A 17,842-nucleotide genomic window follows, 5' to 3' on the forward strand; every position below is an offset into this window, starting at 1 on the left:
CGGCAGGGGCGTTCCCGGTCAAGCCTCAGCCGAGCATGGCTCGGCACTACAGGTGAAGCTTCCGTCGACACGCGAACGGGGTTTGTAGGAGCGGCGTAAGCCGCGAAACTGGCAATGCCAGAGGGCCCTAGAAGCCAACCCCTCCCCAACCCTCCCTCCCCCTGCGGAGCAAGGGAGGGAGCTGAGAGCCCTCACCCCCGCAGCAGGAAGTACGGCAGCAACACCAGGGCTGAAACAACCACCATGCCCAGCAGCACCGCCAGCACAAACAATGGCCGGCGCCGCAACATCGAACCGAACGTCTCCGCACTACCATCCCGCAGCGCGGCGGCGCGCTCTTCACGCACGCGCTGCCCGCGTTCAGCCTGATAGCTCGCCATCAGACTTTTCGCGCGCGGCAGATCATCGTTCTCGCGCAGCCAGATGCCGCCATTGGAAATACCCCAGGGACTGGGTTCAGTTCGGTACCAGGCGATGCCGTTGCGATCGAGCAGTTCGCCTACCTCGGTGCTTTCGTCGTCGCCGACATTACGTAGATTGAGCAGCAATTTGGCCATGCCGCAATGATACCCGGCAGCGATGCGCTACCCTGCACGCCCCTTTCCAACGGAGCGCGCCATGCGTCGTCTGTTCATACCGCTGCTGCTGTCCCTGCTGGCCGCCGGCTGCACCCCGCCGGGCCCGCCTCCGGGCGGCACCATTGCCAAGTTCGAGCAGATCGACACCCAGCCCGGCACCGGTGCTGAAGCCGTGGCCGGCAGCAAGGTCAGCGTGCACTACACCGGCTGGATCTACGACGAGCGCACGCCCGACAAGCACGGCGAGAAGTTCGACAGCTCGCTGGATCGCGGTGAGCCCTTCAGCTTCAACCTCGGTGACAAGCAGGTCATCCGTGGCTGGGACGAGGGCGTCGCCGGCATGAAGGTCGGTGGCAAGCGCACCCTGATGATTCCTGCCGAATACGGTTATGGCAACCGTAGCATCGGGCCGATCCCGGCCGGCTCTTCGCTGGTGTTCGATGTAGAACTGCTCGATGTCAAACCTCGCTGACAAGACCGTTGCCGTCATTGGCGGCGGCCCGGCCGGCCTGTTCGCCGCCGAGCACCTGCGTGCCGCTGGCCTGGCGGTCAACCTGTACGAGGCCAAGGGCTCGCCCGGGCGCAAGTTCCTGATCGCCGGCAAGGGTGGACTCAACCTCACCCATTCCGACCCGCGCCCGCTGTTCGACAGCCGCTACCGCGAACGCCAGGCCGAAGTCGCCGCCTGGCTGGACGGCTTTGATGCCGATGGCTTGCGCCGTTGGGCACAGGGGTTTGGCGTGGAAACCTATGTCGGCAGTTCCGGCCGGGTGTTTCCGGTGGACCGCAAGGCCGCGCCGTTGCTGCGCGGCTGGGTGCGCCGACTGAAGGAACAAGGTGTGCGTTTCCACGTGCAGCATCGCTGGCTGGGCTGGAACCCGGACGGCAGCCTGCGCATGACCACCGCCGATGGCGAGATCGCTGTTCGCGCTGATGCCACGGTATTGGCGCTGGGCGGCGGCAGCTGGCCGGAGTTGGGCTCTGACGGCAGCTGGATGCCGGTGCTGCAGGAACGGGGCGTCGATACCGCGCCCCTGCAGTCGGCCAACTGCGGCTTCGACATCGACTGGACTGCGCACTTCCGCGACCGCCATGCCGGTGCACCGATCAAGCCTGTGGTTGCGCACTGGACCGATCTGCAGGGACAGCCGCAATCGCTGCAGGGCGAGTGCGTGGTCAGTCAGTACGGCATTGAAGGCAGCCTGATCTACGCGTTGGCCGCTGATCTACGCGAAACCCTCAATCGCGAGGGTGCGGTGACACTGGAACTGGATCTGGTGCCCGGCCGCGGCGAAGCACGCCTGCTCGCCGATCTGGCCCGCGCCCGCAAGGGCCGTAGCTTCGGCGAACACCTGCGCCGCGCTGCCGGGCTGGATGCGGCCAAGGCCGGGCTGTTGTTTGAAGTCCTGGGCAAGGATGCCGGCAATGATCTGGAAGCCGTCGCACGCACGCTCAAGCGCCTGCCGCTGCAGCTGCCACGGCCGCGACCGATGGCCGAAACCATCAGCACGGCTGGCGGCGTGAAGCTCGAAGCGATGGATGACGGGCTGATGCTCACCGCGCAACCAGGCGTGTTCTGCGCCGGCGAAATGCTGGACTGGGAAGCCCCAACCGGCGGCTACCTGCTGACCGCCTGTTATGCCAGCGGCCAGCGCGCCGCAGAAGGTGTGATCCGCTGGCTGTAGTGCCGACCCATGGTCGGCAGCGGCCTTACCGATAACGTCGCCCCTTGTAGGAGCGGCGTAAGCCGCGAAACTGAAAGTCAATCCGACCACAAAAAAGCCCGCAGTTTCATCGCTGCGGGCTTCGCGGCTCACGCCGCTCCTACAGGCTGCTGAGGATCAACGCATCTTGCTGGTACGCAACGCCGCAATCCGGGCCGGCGGGGTGAACGAATCACTACGCGCCTCGGCCCAGTACTCACGGAACACGGTGTGCTCGGGCACCTTGTTCAACAATTCGCCTGGTCCCAGATAGCGGTACAGGCTGGCAAGCGAGCGGATCTCCACCGGCGATACCCGACGCAGGATGTGTTCCGGGCCCAGCTCGGACGGATCGTGCAGGCCAGCAGCACCAAGCAGGTCGCGCAGCGCGCGCATCGTGTTCTGGTGGTAATTGAATACGCGCTGGCCCTTGTCGACCGGCTCCAGATGCCGCCAGCGGCTCGGGTCCTGGGTGGCAATGCCGGTCGGGCATTTGTCGTTGTGGCAGCTCAGCGACTGGATGCAGCCCAGCGCGAACATGTAACCACGCCCGGCATTGCACCAATCCGCACCCAAGGCGATGGTGCGGGCGATATCGAACGCCGTGGTCACCTTGCCGGCCGCCCCCAGGCGGATGCGGTCACGCAGGCCAAGCCCGACCAGGGTGTTGTGCACCAGGATCAGCGCCTCGTTCATCGGTACACCTACGTGATCGATGAACTCCGCCGGCGCGGCGCCGGTGCCGCCTTCGGCACCATCGACCACGATGTAGTCCGGCAGCATTCCGGTTTCCTGCATCGCCTTGGCGATACCAAACCATTCCCACGGATGGCCGATGGCCAACTTGAAACCAACCGGCTTGCCGCCGGACAACCCGCGCAGACGCGCAACGAACTGCAACAGTTCAATCGGCATGGAGAATGCCGAATGCTTGGAAGGCGATACACAATCCACACCCATCGGCACACCACGGGTGGCGGAGATTTCGGCACTTACCTTCGCCGCCGGCAACACGCCGCCATGTCCCGGCTTTGCGCCCTGCGACAGCTTGATCTCGATCATCTTGACCTGATCGGAGCTCGCATTCTCGACAAAGCGCTCTTCGCTGAAGCGACCATTTTCATCACGGCAGCCGAAGTAGCCCGAACCGATTTCCCAGACCAGATCGCCGCCGTTTTCACGGTGATACGGCGAGATCGAGCCTTCGCCGGTGTCGTGGCAGAAGCCGCCCATTTTCGCGCCCTTGTTCAGCGCGCGGATCGCATTGGCCGACAAGGAACCAAAGCTCATCGCCGAGATATTGAACACGCTGGCCGAGTAAGGCTTGGCGCAATCAGGCCCGATCAGCACCCGGAAATCGTGGTGCGCAATGCTGGTCGGCGACAGCGAATGGTTGATCCATTCGTAGTCCACGGCATAGGCACTGCGCAGCGTGCCGAACGGCACCACATCCATTTCGTTGCGCGAACGCTGGTAGATCAGCTGGCGTTGCTGGCGCGAGAACGGCACGTCCTCCAGATCGCTCTGCACGAAGTACTGGCGGATTTCCGGGCCGATGGACTCGAAGCCGTAGCGGAAATGCGCCAACACCGGATAGTTGCGACGCAGCACGCTGCGCCGCTGCAACACATCCCAGGTGCCCAGCACCGCCATCAGGCCGAACAGGCCAACGCCCCAGTACCAAGCAGGCCAGTGGGTAGCCAGCGCCAGTGATACTGGCAGCAGGATCAGTGCCAGCACATAAACCAGATAACGATGCATTACCGTCCTCGAACAACACGGATGGCGGATTCTACAACCGGTCGTCCACCACTTGCCTCGGCCAGGCCGATTTCACGTCGTAGACCACCATGTCCGGCACACCCAGGGCACGGATCCGGGCCTCGTCGAAGGCACGGAACTGCTGGTGCGCCACGGCCAGAACCACCGCATCGTAAACACCTTGCTGTGGCGCCTTCACAAGCGCTACACCGCCCATGTCGTGCGCGTTGCGTGGATCGGCCCAAGGGTCGAAAGCGTCCACCTGTGCGCCGGCAGCGGCCAGCATCTGTACCAGGTCCAGAGCACGGCTGTTGCGCAAGTCCGGGCAGTCCTCCTTGAAGGTCACCCCAAGCACCAGCACGCGTGCGTTCTGCAACGGCTTGTTCCGGACTTCCAGCAGGCCACGCACGCGGGTGACCACATGCGCCACCACACGGTTGTTGACCTGGCGCGCGGTGTGGATCAGGTCCGGGTGGTAACCCACGCTCTCGGACTTGTGCAGCAGGTAATAGGGATCAACACCAATGCAATGCCCGCCAACCATGCCCGGCCGGAACGGCAGGAAGTTCCACTTGGTGCCCGCCGCTTCCAATACATCAAGAGTATCAATACCGAGCTTGTCAAAGATAAGCGCCAACTCATTGACCAGGGCGATGTTCACATCACGCTGGATGTTCTCCACCACCTTGGCCGCCTCCGCCACGCGCAGCGACGATGCCGGCCAGGTGCCGGCGGTGATGATGCGCCGGTACAAGGCATCCACCACGGTCGCCGCTTCGGGCGTGGAGCCGGAGGTGATCTTCTTGATATCCGGAAGGCGGCGCTGACGGTCACCCGGATTGATCCGCTCCGGGCTGTAACCGCAATAGAAATCCTGGTTGAAGCGCAGCCCCGAGCCCTGCTCGAGCAAGGGCACGCAAACCTCTTCGGTGGTCCCCGGGTACACGGTGGACTCGTAGATCACCAGGTCACCGGGTTTGAGCACCGCAGCAATCAACCTGCAGGCACTGCGCAGGGGGCCAAGATCCGGTTGCTCATACGCATCGATCGGCGTTGGCACGGTGACGATGAAAACATTGCGCGCAGCCAGATCGGTCTTGTCGGCGGTGTAACGCGCCAGCACGCCAGCGGCGAGCTCGGTGTCATCCAGTTCCAGCGTATGGTCATGCCCCGCCTGCAACTCGGCAACGCGGGCAGTATCGATGTCATACCCCAGGGTATCGAGCGTCTTGCCGAACTCGACTGCCAATGGCAGGCCAACATAACCCAGCCCGATGATGGCGATCTGCGGCGCTACCGCGGCGGTGATCTCGGCGCTCATGCCATCCCCTGAGGTTGCGAACTGGTGCCCGGAGCCGGAATCGAACCGGCATGGCCTCGCGGCCGGCGGATTTTAAGTCCGATGCGTCTACCAGTTTCGCCATCCGGGCATCGCAATAGCCTGCCTGATTGCGGCCCAATTGTGAATCGCGAATATTGGCTGCAGCGCTGAATCCGCCGTCAGCGTGATCTCAACCAATGGCGCGCGAGTAGCGCGCAGGCTGCTGTGCGGCCTTCAGATAACGGTCAAAGCACATGGCTATCAGGCGCAACAAGGGCCGCCCCTGCTCGGTGGCGGCAACCACGCCATCGTTGCAACTGGCCAGTCCGTCGTCCTGCAGGTGCTGCAAGGCAATCAGCTCCTCGGCGAAATAGACATCAAAATCGACACCATGCCGCCGCGCCAGCGCGCGGCCATCCACGCTGCCATGGCACATCAACTGCTGGATCAGTTCAGCACGCAGCAGGTCATCGTCGTCCAGCTCCAGCCCGCGCCATACCGGCACACCGCCTTCGGCAATCTTTGCCTCCCAATCCTTGAGGTCGCGCGGGTTCTGGCTGTAGCTGCTATCGATATGGCTGATCGCACTGACGCCCAACCCCAGCAGGTCACTGTCAGCGTGCGTGGTATAGCCCATGAAGTTGCGATGCAGGCTGCCCGCACGTTGCGCACGCGACAGGTCTTCTTCCGGCAACGCGAAATGATCCATGCCGATGTACTGGTATCCGGCGGCTGACAATCGCTCGACGGCGAGCCCAAGCAGCGCCAGCTTCTGCTCCGGATCAGGCAGGTCGCGGTCCTGTATCTGTCGTTGCGCCTTGAACATATGCGGCAGATGCGCGTAGCCGTAGATCGCCAGCCGATCCGGACGCGCGGCTATCACCGTGTCCAGGGTTCGGCCAAACCCGGCCAGCGTCTGCAGCGGCAACCCGTAGATCAGATCCACATTGACCGAACGCATGCCATGGTCGCGGCAGGCCTGGATGATGGCCATCGTCTCATCCACGTCCTGCACGCGATTGATCGCCTGCTGCACCTGCGGGTCGAAGTCCTGGATACCCAGGCTTGCGCGATTGAAGCCCAACTCTGCCAGCACACCGATGTCGTCGACGCTGACCGAACGCGGATCCAGTTCGATCGAGAAGTCGCGCGCGCTGCTGTGGCTGAAATTGAACAGTTTCTCCAGTCCGCCAATCAATCGACGCAGCTGTGCAGGCTCCAGGAAATTGGGTGTGCCACCGCCCAGATGCAGCTGCACGACCTCGCGTTCGCGTGCAAACAGCGGCGCAAGCCAGTCCGCCTCAACCAGCAGCTGATCGACATAGCGTTCGCCCTTGCTGCGGTCGCGGCTGATCACGCGGTTGCACCCACAGTAGAAACACGGGCTGCTGCAGTACGGCACATGCACATACAGCGACATCGGCCGCCCCACCGCGTTGCTGCGCGCCACCGCCGCACAGAACTGCGCCTGCCCATAACCATCATGAAAATGCGGGGCGGTTGGATAGGACGTATAGCGTGGACCCGGCCGGTCATGCCGGCGCAGCAGGTCCGCGTCGAAGGTCCAGCCCAGGGCATTTGAGGTTGGCAGCGGCATGTTCATGGCGCCAGCTTGCCCCCGCCAAGGCATCACCGCCTTGAGTTAGATCAATTCACCTATTCATGAACGGGCCCAACCCGGCATCCGTTCAGAGTATCGGGAACGAAGGGGCGTGATATCGACGCCAGATGGAGCCGGCCACCCGCCCGGCCGCCTCATCCGCCAAGACCTGCATCGTCGGGTTGCCCAGCTCTGCCGTGGTCTGTGCAAACAACGCCAGCCAGCGCTCGAACATCGGCCACTCCAGCCCGGGAATCGCCAGGTGCTTGGGCATCGGCGCGCCATTGAAGCGCGAGGTTCCACGCAGCAGGGCCGACCAGAAATCAATCAGCTGCAGCAGATGGGCCTCCCAATCGTGCACCCGTGCCTCGAATATCGGCCCAAGCACCGCGTCCTCGCGCACCCGCGCGTAGAAGCGCCGCACCAGACGGTCCACCTCTTCCTCACTGCATACATCCGGCCCAGCCCGCACAGCACACCTCCTGCCACCTAGTCAGAACCTACTACGCCCGGCCAAGGCCCGCTTGATCAGGATCAACGACGCCCATCCGCACACCCCCTAGCCTTGCACACCGGGCTGCCAGCTGCGGCCATACCGCCGAGCCGCCCACCCGATTCTATTCCTTCGCCACGAGGCACCCAGGAATCCACAATGACCGCTTCTGCCGACGCCAGCACCCGCCGCTCACTGCCAATGATCCAACGCCTGGGCGCCGTGGTGTGGCCCAGCTTCTTTACAGCGGCAGTGATGTCGGCGGTCTTTTTTGCATTCGTCGACCCGTTGGAACTGCAGCAGATCAGCTTCCCGCAGCACGTGATCAGCCGTGAAGTTGGCTATTCACTGGGCTTCTTCATGTTCTGGGCGGGCACGTTGTGCGCGTGCGGGGTGACCGCGCTGCTGATGCGCCCTGCAAGCGAGCAGGAGGAAATCTTCGAATGAACCCGGTGCGCAGCATCGGCGAAGCCAGCGCCGGCACCGCCCGCAAGCGCGACAGATTCCGCCAGTTCACCAGCGTGGCAATGCTGGCTGCGTTCTATGGCCTGCCTTGGCTGCACTGGGGCGGTAAACCCTGGTTGCTGCTCGACATTGATGCGCGCCAATTCCAGGTTACCGGTATTTCGATGCAACCGGAGCAGTCATTGCCGCTGCTATGGCTCGCGCTGGCCGCGCTGGCCCTGCTCTGCCTTGCCACGAGCCTTTACGGGCGCCTGTGGTGCACCTATGCCTGCCCGCAGACGGTGTTGACCCGCCTGTTCCGCAGACTGACCCGCCTGACCGACCTCAAAGGGAGGGCGAAGCCATTGGCAACGCCGCTTCGACACGCACTGTGGGCGGCAATCTCGCTGTGGACCGGCATCAGCTTTGTGGGCTACTTCACGCCCATCGGGGAGCTCGCGCGGGGCTTGCTCACACTTACGCTCAGCGGCTGGGAATTATTCTGGATCAGCTTCTACGGCCTGGCGACCTGGGCAAACGTGGTGTACCTGCATGAACAGGTCTGCAGCTATCTCTGCCCCTACAGCCGCATCCAACCGTTGATTGCCGATGCGCGCACGCCCTGCATCCAGTACAACGCGCCACGTGGGGAGCCGCGCGGCGAACGCGGCCAGGAAAACGCCAGCGTATTGCATCGTTCACGCGGCCTGCTCGATGCAAGCACTGCGGCCGACTATGTATTCCGCGCCGCCCACCCAGCCATTGCCGGCGCCATGCCCAAGTTCAGCCCGGCCCACCTCGGAGACTGCACCGATTGCGGCGCCTGCGTTGCCGCCTGCCCGATCGGCCTGGATATTCGCAATGGCCGCTCCAGCAGCTGCATCGAATGCGGCAATTGCATGGATGCATGTGACGATGTGATGGCCGCCAGTCACTACCCGCTGGACCTGATCCATCGCGCCCGTCCAGCCGGCGATGGCGATACCGCCCCACCTGGATTGCGCATCAAGCCGTTGGCGTTCGCCGGCATCGCGTTGCTGTGCTTCGCCCTGGCGGCATTCACCGCTGCAAGCATTTAGCCGGACGCAGCGTGCAAGGGCTGTGGGAGCGGCGTAAGCCGCGAAGTTGACACTGCTTGATCCATGGACTTCCCTGCCATCTGATGATCTAGCGGCTTCGCGGCTTACGCCGCTCCCACAAAAGCCTTGTGTTGGAGCCGGTACACTCGCACTGCATGCATACCCTTGAACATCTCACAAGCGGCGCGCTCAACAGCGCCCGGACTGTTCGCCTGGTGAATCTGGGCCTGACCGAGTTCCCGCAGGCGCTGTTCGCCCTGGCCGATACGCTGGAAGTATTGGATCTCTCTGGCAATCAACTTACCTCCTTGCCCGATGACCTGCGGCGACTGCGCAAGCTGCGCATCCTATTCTGCTCCAACAACCCTTTTACGCATTTGCCGGTCGCACTTGGCGACTGCGAGCAGCTCGAAATGGTCGGCTTCAAGGCCTGTGAGATTGCGCAGGTATCCGAACGCAGCCTGCCAGCACGGCTGCGCTGGCTGATTCTCACCGACAACCAGCTGGGTGAACTACCCGCAGCGCTCGGCCAACGTCCGCGACTGCAGAAGCTGATGCTTTCCTGCAACCAGCTCGCCAGCCTGCCCGATCTAAGCAATTGCACGGCACTGGAACTGTTGCGGATTGCCAGCAACCATTTCGATGAGACTCCAGCGACATTACTTGCATTGCCAAACCTGGCCTGGCCGGCGTTGGCCGGCAATCCACTTACGGCGGATGCCGAACGCGCCGCATTGACGGATGCGCATCACCACGCCATCCGCTACGACGATCTGGAGATCGGCGAGCTGCTGGGCGAAGGGGCGAGCGGTCACATCCATCACGCCAGACACAAGCACAGTGGCGAAGCGATTGCCGTCAAAGTATTCAAGGCGGCATTTACCAGCGACGGCACGCCGCAATCAGAACTCGCTGCAGGCCTGGTTGCCGCCGACCACCCGAACCTGCTCACCCCGCTGGCGATGGTAGAAGGCCACCCGACAGGTCGCTTGGCAGTTGCATTGCCTTTGCTTGCCCCGGTTTACGTCAACCTCGCCGGCCCACCCAGCCTTGCCAGCTGCACGCGCGATGTCTATGCAGCGGACACGCGCTTTACGCTCGCCATCGCCGAACGCCTGCTCGGCTGCATCCGCGCGGCGCTCACCCATCTGCATGCACAGGGCGTGCTGCATGGCGACCTGTATGCCCACAATATCCTGTGGAACCCAGCGACCGGCGAGGCAGTACTGAGCGACTTCGGTGCAGCGATGCTCACTGGCGCGTTGTCACCCGTACAACGCGGCCAGTTGCAGGCAATCGAGTGGCGCGCATTCGTTCACCTCGAGAATGAAATTGCCGCACGCACCCGCATCTGACAACAGGGCTTGCCTGCTACTTACATTCCTCAGCAGCGTGTATTTGAACTCGCGTACACGCCCTCTGCGCATGCCCACGCGAGTCAGTCACTCGATAACGAGTGTCAACCGCGCCTTTTTGCCCCCTGAATCGCGGACTGCGGATTGCTGAAAAACCGCAGAAAACAAAAAAGCCCTGATTTCTCAGGGCTTTAGTGCTTACTCATGGAGGCCTGGGTCGGAATCGAACCGGCGTACGCGGATTTGCAATCCGCTGCATAACCACTCTGCTACCAGGCCAAACTATTGCACCGCCGAAGCACTACACCGCCTCGACATGAAAAGACCCCGCTGCGGGGGCCCTTTCCGATTTGGAGCGGGAAACGAGACTCGAACTCGCGACCTCAACCTTGGCAAGGTTGCGCTCTACCAACTGAGCTATTCCCGCGGTGTGGGCGAATCATACAGACTTCGGCAGGGGCGCGCCAGCGCTTTTTAACAATTCCTTTCACATGGCTTGTCTGGCTGTCGGCGTTGGATCTTGAATCCCTGTAGAGCCGAGCCATGCTCGGCTGGCGCTTTACCGGGAAGGCCCCTAGCCGAGCATGGCTCGGCACTACATTCAGCAGCCTTGGCGGAGCTGACGTACCATCTCGCCTCCCTCGCATCACCTGTCCCAGCCTGTTCCGATGACCCAGCAATCCCACCGCGTGCAAGGCCTGAACAACGATGAAGTGGCTGCTGACTGGCCCCCCATCAATGCGACCGAGCTTGCCTGGCTGTGTAATCGCTACCCGCAGTTGGACGCTGACAGCACCTTGCTATGGCACAGCCCGCGGCCGATGTCGGCCGCCGCGATTGTCCAAGGCCAGCACGGCAGGGTCTTCGTCAAACGCCATCACCGACTGGTCCGCAGCGCCATGTGCCTGCAGGAAGAGCATCAATTCATCACCCACCTCGCAAGTGCCGGGATTCCGGTTACCCAGCTCCTGCATGGCCACGATGGTCAGACCACCATTGCGCACGGCGATTGGACCTACGAACTGCACGCCGTAGCCGATGGCCAGGACCTTTACCGCGATGCACCTTCGTGGGCGCTGCTGACCGAAGTCGAGCGAGCCCGCGCTGCCGGCCGCATGCTGGCCACCCTGCACCGCGCTTCAGCCAGCTATCACGCCCCCCAGCGCAGCACGCAACTACTGGTCGCCCGTGATGATCTGATCCGTAGCGAAGACCCGATCGCCGCGCTCAAGGCCGATCTGCACAACCGCCCCGGACTGGCCCATTACCTCGCACGTATCCCTTGGGAGCAGCAGTTGCGGCGCAGCGTCCTGCCCTGGCATGCCGGACTGGCCGCGCGCCTGCAGACAGAACCGCAGTTGTGGGCGCACAACGACTGGCACGTCTCCAACCTGCTGTGGGGCCACGGCGACAACGCGATGCAGGTCAGCAGTGTGCTTGATTTCGGCCTGGCCTCTCCCACCAGCGCCCTGTTCGACCTTGCCACCGCCATCGAACGCAATGCCGTGGCCTGGCTGGAACTGGGGCGCGGCGCCGAGGCGGTACGTATCGATATCGCATTGGCCCTGCTCGACGGCTACCGCGAGGTATTGCCTTTGTCGGCCGAACGGGTACACCTGCTGGCCGACCTGCTGCCAATGGTGCATTTCGACTTTGCACTGTCCGAAGTCGAGTATTTCGAAGGCGTCACCGGCTCCACCGCAAATGCCGATGTCGCTTGGCAGCCCTTCATGCTCGGCCACCCTGAATGGTTCGCCAGCCATCACGGCCAAACCTTGTTGCAGGCCCTGCGCGCCGCCGCCTGAAGCAGCCCGACTCGCAAATCATTCGCATTTGTAGTGAAATGGCGCCCTGAAGCGGGGGTGCCTGGATTTGCCAGGCTGAGAGAGTCCCTTGGAACCTGATCCGGTTTGCACCGGCGTAGGGAGCTTTGAGCAGCAGCCGTAGCGCCGTCATTGGCGCTGCGCATGCGCGCCTTCGCTTCGTCTCCCTTGTTGCCTGAAGACGAATCGAATGAACCGCTGCCTGCGCCCCACGTTGCTGTCTCTCGCCTTGAGCACCGCCCTGCCGCTGTACGCCAGCGACACCGGCCTTGACGCTGCTGCCGAACACTCCCCGACCGAACTGGCCACCGTACGCGTGCAGGCCCGCCAGCCGGAGACGGACAACTCCCGCGCCAACAGCTTCGGCAGCGGCGACTGGAAAAGCACGCCGGCATCGATGAACGTGCTGGATCGCGACTTCCTCGACCACCAGCAGGTGCGCTCGCTGTCCGAGCTGGCCAGCAATGACGCCTCGCTCGGCGATGCCTATGCCCCAGTCGGTTACTACCAGAACGTCGCCATCCGCGGCTTCGCGCTGGATACGGCCACCGGCTACCGCTTCAACGGCATGTCGATAGCCGGTGAACAGCGTCTGGCGCTGGAGAACCTGCAGTCAGTGGAAGTGCTCAAGGGCGAAGCTGGCCTGGCGGCCGGCGTGATGGCGCCGGGCGGCATCATCAACTACGTCGGCAAGCGGCCGGCCGAAGTGCGCACCGTCACCCTCGGCACCGACAACGAAGGCTCGCGCTATGCCGCCATTGACGTCGGCCATTGGCTGACCCCACGCATCGGCCTGCGCTTCAACGCCGCCTGGGACGACAGCAGTTCCTATATCAAACATGCCGATGGCCGCCGCAATTTCTATTCGCTGGCGAGCGACTGGCTGATCGGCGAGCGCGGCAAGCTCGAAGTCGATGCCAACTACCAGACCAGCGCGCAGCGCTCGGCCTCCGGCTACCAGCTGCTGGGCGGACGTGAGCTGCCGACCGGCGTGGACCGTGAGCAGCTGCTCGGCTATCAGCCGTGGCAGCAGCCGGTTGGCATTGCCAGCACCAATATCACCGCGCTGCACACCTACGATTTCAATGCCAACTGGCAATCCCGCGTTGCCGTCAGCCACAGCCGCACGGTGATCGATGACAACGTCGCCTTCGCCTATGGCTGCTACTACGCCGCCGAATGTGCCGATGGCAGCGTGCCGGGCAATTACTTCGCCCCCAACGGCGATTACGACATCTACGACTACCGCAGCCCGGACGACACTCGTCGCAACCAGGAGCTGCGCGCCGAACTGCGCGGCAACTTCGACACCGGCAGCATCGGCCATCAGCTGACCATGGGTGCGGACCAGTTCCGGCGTACCGTGGACAAGCGCCGCAACGTCAACGAATACGTCGGCACGGTCAATATCCACGACAAGCAGCTGCCCGTATTCGAACCCTCGCCGCTGATGCCAGGCGCGTCCGCACGTCGCCTGGACAGCCGCCAGACCGCTGTCTTCGCATTGGACCGCATCCAGCTCAATGAAGACTGGCAGTGGCTGGCCGGCGGCCGCTACGTGCGCCTGGACGAACGCGCCTACGACAAGCGCGGCAACCCGCAACGTCGCAGTCGCCTGTCGCGCTTCCTGCCGCAGACTGCGGTGATGTGGAAGGCCAGCGACAGCATCAATGCCTACGCCAGCTATGTCGAAGGCATCTCGCTGGGCCAGGAAGCGCCGTTCTGGACCGCCAATGCCGACACCTTCCTGCCGGCAGTGCAGTCGCGCCAGCTCGAAGTCGGCGTGAAGTATTCCAGCAGCGAGCAGCTGACGCTGGGCGCGGCACTGTTCCGCACCACCCAGCCGAACCAGTACGCAAAGCCCGACAACAGCGACGTCGGCTACACCTTCGTCGAGGAGGGCAAGCAGGCCCACGTCGGCCTTGAACTGACCGCCAACGGCCAGCTCACCGATGCACTGCAGATCGTCGCCAGCGCCAGCGTATTGCAGGCACGTGCACGCGATACCGGCACGCCAAGCTACGAAGGCCACCAGCTGGTCAACGTTCCCAAGCTGCGCACCAGCGTGCACCTGAGCTATGCGCTGCCCTTCGTAGAAGGGCTGGACCTGACCGGCGGCTGGCGCTACGCATCGGCCAATACCGCGCGCGCTGATGGCGCAGTACGCGCACCGAGCTACAACCTGTTCGATGCCGGGCTGCGCTTCCAGCACCAGCTGCAGGGCCACGCAGTGAGCTGGAACCTGTCGGTGGACAATCTCTTCAACCGCTTCTACTGGCGCGACACCGGCAGCAGCATGGGTGACTACTACCTGTTCCCGGGCGCACCGCGACAGGCACGCCTATCGGTGAGCGTCGCGCTGTGAGCAGCGCCGCGCTCGAATGGTCGGCCGCGCTATGCAGCATCCTCGGCGTCTGGCTGATGGCGCAACGGCGGATGGTCGCCTGGCCAGTCGGCCTGTTGTCGGTCGCGCTGTATGCACTGGTATTCGCCGAAGCCAAGTTGTATTCGGACACCCTGCTGCAGCTCGCCTTCGCCGTTTTCCTGGTCTACGGCTGGATCAACTGGCGTCGCCATGCCGCCGACGAAGGCAGCGTGCGCATCGTGCCCCTGTCACGCAGCAAGATGCTGCGTGACCTGGGCATCGGCCTGCTTGGCGGCATCGCGCTTGGCGCCGGCATGCACAGCTTCACCGATGCCTCGCTGCCGTGGCTGGACGCGATACTCACCGGATTGAGCCTGGTCGCACAGTGGTGGCAGGCACGCCGCCATACCGCCACCTGGTGGCTGTGGATCGTGGTCGACGTGGTGTACGTGGGCGCGTATCTGTTCAAGTCACTGCATGTGACCGCGGCGCTGTACGTGTTCTTCCTCGGTCTTGCCGTAGTCGGGCTGCGTGCATGGACTGCAGCGGCGCACACCCCGGCCGTGGAACCCGCTGCGCACGGCGCGCGCTGAGCGTTCCTTGGCATCGCTACTGCTGCCGGCACCGGCAGCAGTAGTCCCCGGGCAAAAATGCCGGACAACAAAAAAGCCCCGTCAGGGGCTTTTCTTTACCTGCAGATATCACATGGAATCTGCTGGTCATTATCTGGAGCGGGAAACGAGACTCGAACTCGCGACCTCAACCTTGGCAAGGTTGCGCTCTACCAACTGAGCTATTCCCGCGGATTGAATGCAGCACCTGCCGAGCAGAGCACCAACATTCGAGATGTATCGCAAGACTGGAGCGGGAAACGAGTCATGCACTAGAGCGCTAAGTCTCTGTTTCCCAATCACTTTCTCCACTGTGGTGATCAGCGAAGAACTCAATTATAGCCTTGTTTTTCGCCCTCGGCAACAAAGTTCATCCAACCACTTCCACCAGCGTCCAAGGATGATCCATCCACCCGTCGTTACGCCTGATGCGTCCAGCTGCTGAGCGGGTTCGCTATCGAACTCCAACTTGCGACGATCATGACTTGCGCTCGCTCCGCAGGCAGCGCGGGGTGGTGTCGCGTGGACTACCTGGCACCTGGACGGCTGTAGGACACAACCGCCGGCATCGGAACACCGCAAGTACTCATCTTTACATCGCTGCGGCTAACTTCGCCGGAGCGCAACGCGGCGCCAGTGTAGTGGCAGCCAGCCTCAACGAAGGCGTGCAGCAATCCGGTTCATCTGCTCGATCTCCGCGCGCTGGCCATCGGAAATCGCTTGGCATAGGTTGACGAGTTCCGGATCTGAGAGCTGCGCCTCGCGGCACATGAGGATCGCTCCCGAATGGTGCGGGACCATAGACGCGATGAACTGTCGATCGCCGATTCCGGTTTGAGCACGGGTAGCGGCAAAAGAACCGAGTGTGAGAACGGCAAACAAGCCGTACAGCACGAGATTGAGCCGCCGGTTTGGAAACATGCCGGGCATTGTCGCTAGCATGAAGATGCCCATTGGCGCCCACATAGTGACCGCCATGTAGAGCATGTTGAGATTGTTTCTGAAGTCCCTGGCGCCGTCGATCATGCTGAACATTACGAAGTACATGACGACGAGGCCCAACACCATGTTCACCCAGAACTTGGCGTATGGTCGGCCGTGCTTACCCATCTGACCGGATGTGTGATGTTGATGTTCATGGGAATGTTCAGCCATCTCCGTCTCCTATGTGCTGGGGCAACCTGGCAGGGTCACTGGTACTGCGGCAGATACTTTGTCGATATATCAGCATGTGGAGCGATGCATCACTAACCGCTGATTTCCAGTCCCCAACTGGACGTAGGGGCGTCGAACGCTTCAACTCGCTGGTCTTGAACCGTCTGGATATCAGACCATACCAAATCGGTCTTGATGGGCTTTGCGCCACCTATGACGCTGGTACCGTGAGCGCCAATATCGAGCTTGCGTCCTCATCGCTCGATGGGCCGGCAACTGATCGATTCTTGCATATCAAGCAAGACAAGGCCACCTGCGGCGGACGCCAATGGCCTCCTCCGCCTTCGCTTAGGGCATCGCCTCAAGCGTCCGTCGCAGGCCATAACGACACAACAGCCCTTGGGCAAGAAAGGAGCCGGTGATGTAGCGCACCCGAAAGGAGACGAAGACATGCACAAGGACATTTCAACATCAAAGGTGTTCTATCGTCCCATCGAGGCGGCCATCCGATGGGCTGGGTTGCTGCGGTATCTCCCGATGATCCTGGCCACGATCGCGTCACCGCGTGTCCTGCCTCGGTCGCTGAACTGCCCTCGATGGAATGAGTGCCGGCTGCACTCGGAACGTATCTATGACGGCATCCTCAACGGAGAGCTGCCCTACGGCAAGAACGGGATCACGCTCAATGATCCGAACCTGCTCAATTCTCTGGATCTGACTGTTCGCCATGTCGATCTAAAACGCTGGATGCGCACCCACTATCCCGAGCACCGGCCAGGATTTCTGTTCAGCCGTGGCGAACGCATGGCGCATCCTTTCATCACCATGGAAACAGGACAGGCGATCCTCGTGGAGCGGCTGGCCCTTCAGGCCGCGCTTGAACAAGCCCGACGTGAGATGCGAGAACTGCAGGAGCAGCACGACACGCTACTCAAGCAATCCTCGGTGCTGTTGGCATCCAAGCAATGCGAGATCAGCGAACGGGCGGAAACGACCTATCTCAACATCATTGGAGGGATGTTGACGCTGATGCTGAGCCAGTCGCCTTCAGGCGTGCCCTATTCCAGCTTCAAAACGCAGGAGGCCCTTGTCTCTGCATTGGTCGCCCACTACGGCGGCACCATGGGCATCACTGAGCGCACCTTAAACGGAAAGTTCGCCAACGCTAAGAGGTACGTTCGTAGCGCAAGCGCATGAGGTTATCCAGCTTGTATGTGCAATCGCGGAGATTGCATTTGCAATGTCTTTCCGCAGCCAGGTCTATTGAATAGAGGTCACGCCAACAAACGCCACCGAGCGTTCAGGAGTGACCGCCATGTCGCAGACCCCTGTACTCCCGCCGAACGAGCGCCGCATCCTGCGGCTCGATGAAGTCGAAGCGAAGTCCGGCTTCAAACGCGCCCACATCTACAACCTGATGAAGAAGCGCCAGTTCCCTCAGGCGCTGCGCCTGGGCGTGCGCGCTGTCGGCTGGGATTCGATCGAAATCGACCAGTGGATCGCCGAGCGCCTCAACCACCGGACCTGACCCGCTCTCCCGCGGACTTCCCATTC

The 17,842-nt window shown here is 62.6% G+C and carries 16 protein-coding genes, 4 tRNA genes and 1 riboswitch; of the genes, 10 read left to right on the forward strand and 10 right to left on the reverse strand.

The genetic code is table 11. The features are described 5' to 3' along the window. Positions 1-191: 191 nt before the first annotated feature. Positions 192-557, reverse strand: coding sequence for a DUF6164 family protein (locus tag ACVOLI_RS14850; RefSeq protein ID WP_481615011.1), 366 nt, complete (start codon positions 555-557; stop codon positions 192-194). A gap of 61 nt (positions 558-618) precedes the next feature. Between ACVOLI_RS14850 and ACVOLI_RS14855 the strand changes: the two genes are divergently transcribed. Beyond that, complete coding sequence (locus tag ACVOLI_RS14855; RefSeq protein WP_481615012.1) at positions 619-1,050, forward strand: FKBP-type peptidyl-prolyl cis-trans isomerase; 432 nt, start codon at positions 619-621, stop codon at positions 1,048-1,050. Continuing rightward, positions 1,034-2,263, forward strand: coding sequence for a TIGR03862 family flavoprotein (locus ACVOLI_RS14860; protein ID WP_481615013.1), 1,230 nt, complete (start codon positions 1,034-1,036; stop codon positions 2,261-2,263). The genes ACVOLI_RS14855 and ACVOLI_RS14860 overlap by 17 nt, the downstream gene beginning before the upstream one ends. 156 nt (positions 2,264-2,419) lie before the next feature. Here the strand turns inward: ACVOLI_RS14860 and ACVOLI_RS14865 are convergent, their stop codons facing one another. From ACVOLI_RS14865 to ACVOLI_RS14885, 5 genes are all read right to left on the reverse strand, one after another. Beyond that, positions 2,420-4,042: an FMN-binding glutamate synthase family protein gene (locus ACVOLI_RS14865; protein WP_481615014.1), complete on the reverse strand. Its 1,623-nt coding sequence runs from the start codon at positions 4,040-4,042 to the stop codon at positions 2,420-2,422. Between the two features lie 31 nt (positions 4,043-4,073). Beyond that, positions 4,074-5,363: a nucleotide sugar dehydrogenase gene (locus tag ACVOLI_RS14870; RefSeq protein ID WP_481615015.1), complete on the reverse strand. Its 1,290-nt coding sequence runs from the start codon at positions 5,361-5,363 to the stop codon at positions 4,074-4,076. A gap of 22 nt (positions 5,364-5,385) precedes the next feature. After that, positions 5,386-5,472, reverse strand: a tRNA-Leu gene (locus tag ACVOLI_RS14875). An 81-nt stretch (positions 5,473-5,553) separates the two neighbouring features. Continuing rightward, on the reverse strand, positions 5,554-6,966 hold the full coding sequence (gene hemN / locus ACVOLI_RS14880) for an oxygen-independent coproporphyrinogen III oxidase (protein ID WP_481615016.1): 1,413 nt from the start codon (positions 6,964-6,966) through the stop codon (positions 5,554-5,556). Positions 6,967-7,051: 85 nt separating this feature from the next. Beyond that, complete coding sequence (locus tag ACVOLI_RS14885) at positions 7,052-7,435, reverse strand: group III truncated hemoglobin (protein WP_481615017.1); 384 nt, start codon at positions 7,433-7,435, stop codon at positions 7,052-7,054. 180 nt (positions 7,436-7,615) lie between these two features. On the opposite strand from ACVOLI_RS14885, the gene ACVOLI_RS14890 reads away from it, so the two are divergent. The 3 genes from ACVOLI_RS14890 to ACVOLI_RS14900 all read left to right on the forward strand — a co-directional run bounded on the left by ACVOLI_RS14890 (position 7,616) and on the right by ACVOLI_RS14900 (position 10,334). Next, entirely contained in the window at positions 7,616-7,903 is a 288-nt protein-coding gene (locus ACVOLI_RS14890; RefSeq protein WP_481615018.1) for a hypothetical protein, read from the forward strand. Then, complete coding sequence (locus ACVOLI_RS14895) at positions 7,900-8,979, forward strand: 4Fe-4S dicluster domain-containing protein (RefSeq protein WP_481615019.1); 1,080 nt, start codon at positions 7,900-7,902, stop codon at positions 8,977-8,979. Before ACVOLI_RS14890 ends, ACVOLI_RS14895 begins: the two co-directional genes overlap by 4 nt. A 155-nt stretch (positions 8,980-9,134) precedes the next feature. Then, on the forward strand, positions 9,135-10,334 hold the full coding sequence (locus ACVOLI_RS14900; protein ID WP_481615020.1) for a leucine-rich repeat domain-containing protein: 1,200 nt from the start codon (positions 9,135-9,137) through the stop codon (positions 10,332-10,334). Positions 10,335-10,539: 205 nt separating this feature from the next. Here ACVOLI_RS14900 and ACVOLI_RS14905 read toward each other — a convergent pair. Both ACVOLI_RS14905 and ACVOLI_RS14910 read right to left on the reverse strand, forming a co-directional pair. Next, positions 10,540-10,613, reverse strand: a tRNA-Cys gene (locus ACVOLI_RS14905). Positions 10,614-10,685: 72 nt separating this feature from the next. Continuing rightward, positions 10,686-10,761 (reverse strand) — tRNA-Gly (locus tag ACVOLI_RS14910). 241 nt (positions 10,762-11,002) lie between these two features. Here ACVOLI_RS14910 and ACVOLI_RS14915 point away from each other — a divergent pair. The 3 genes from ACVOLI_RS14915 (at position 11,003) to pnuC (ending at position 15,115) form a co-directional block, all read left to right on the forward strand. After that, positions 11,003-12,139 (forward strand): phosphotransferase enzyme family protein, encoded by a 1,137-nt coding sequence (locus ACVOLI_RS14915; RefSeq protein WP_481615021.1) that lies wholly within the window; start codon positions 11,003-11,005, stop codon positions 12,137-12,139. Positions 12,140-12,182: 43 nt separating this feature from the next. After that, a riboswitch (TPP riboswitch) is annotated at positions 12,183-12,278 on the forward strand. Between the two features lie 69 nt (positions 12,279-12,347). After that, a complete protein-coding gene (locus tag ACVOLI_RS14920; RefSeq protein ID WP_481615022.1) occupies positions 12,348-14,522 on the forward strand; it encodes a TonB-dependent siderophore receptor in 2,175 nt (724 codons plus the stop codon). Next, on the forward strand, positions 14,519-15,115 hold the full coding sequence (gene pnuC, locus ACVOLI_RS14925; RefSeq protein ID WP_481615023.1) for a nicotinamide riboside transporter PnuC: 597 nt from the start codon (positions 14,519-14,521) through the stop codon (positions 15,113-15,115). The genes ACVOLI_RS14920 and pnuC overlap by 4 nt, the downstream gene beginning before the upstream one ends. A gap of 134 nt (positions 15,116-15,249) precedes the next feature. Here pnuC and ACVOLI_RS14930 read toward each other — a convergent pair. Both ACVOLI_RS14930 and ACVOLI_RS14935 read right to left on the reverse strand, forming a co-directional pair. Then, positions 15,250-15,325, reverse strand: a tRNA-Gly gene (locus ACVOLI_RS14930). A 462-nt stretch (positions 15,326-15,787) separates the two neighbouring features. Then, a complete protein-coding gene (locus ACVOLI_RS14935; RefSeq protein WP_003098996.1) occupies positions 15,788-16,288 on the reverse strand; it encodes a DUF305 domain-containing protein in 501 nt (166 codons plus the stop codon). Positions 16,289-16,738: 450 nt separating this feature from the next. Here ACVOLI_RS14935 and ACVOLI_RS14940 point away from each other — a divergent pair, with 450 nt between their 5' ends. Together ACVOLI_RS14940 and ACVOLI_RS14945 are read left to right on the forward strand one after the other, a co-directional pair. Continuing rightward, complete coding sequence (locus ACVOLI_RS14940; RefSeq protein WP_003098991.1) at positions 16,739-17,485, forward strand: hypothetical protein; 747 nt, start codon at positions 16,739-16,741, stop codon at positions 17,483-17,485. A 118-nt stretch (positions 17,486-17,603) separates the two neighbouring features. Further along, complete coding sequence (locus ACVOLI_RS14945) at positions 17,604-17,816, forward strand: AlpA family transcriptional regulator (RefSeq protein ID WP_003090093.1); 213 nt, start codon at positions 17,604-17,606, stop codon at positions 17,814-17,816. Positions 17,817-17,842 lie beyond the last annotated feature (26 nt).

The sequence above is a fragment of the Stenotrophomonas sp. STEN029 genome, assembly GCF_056760015.1.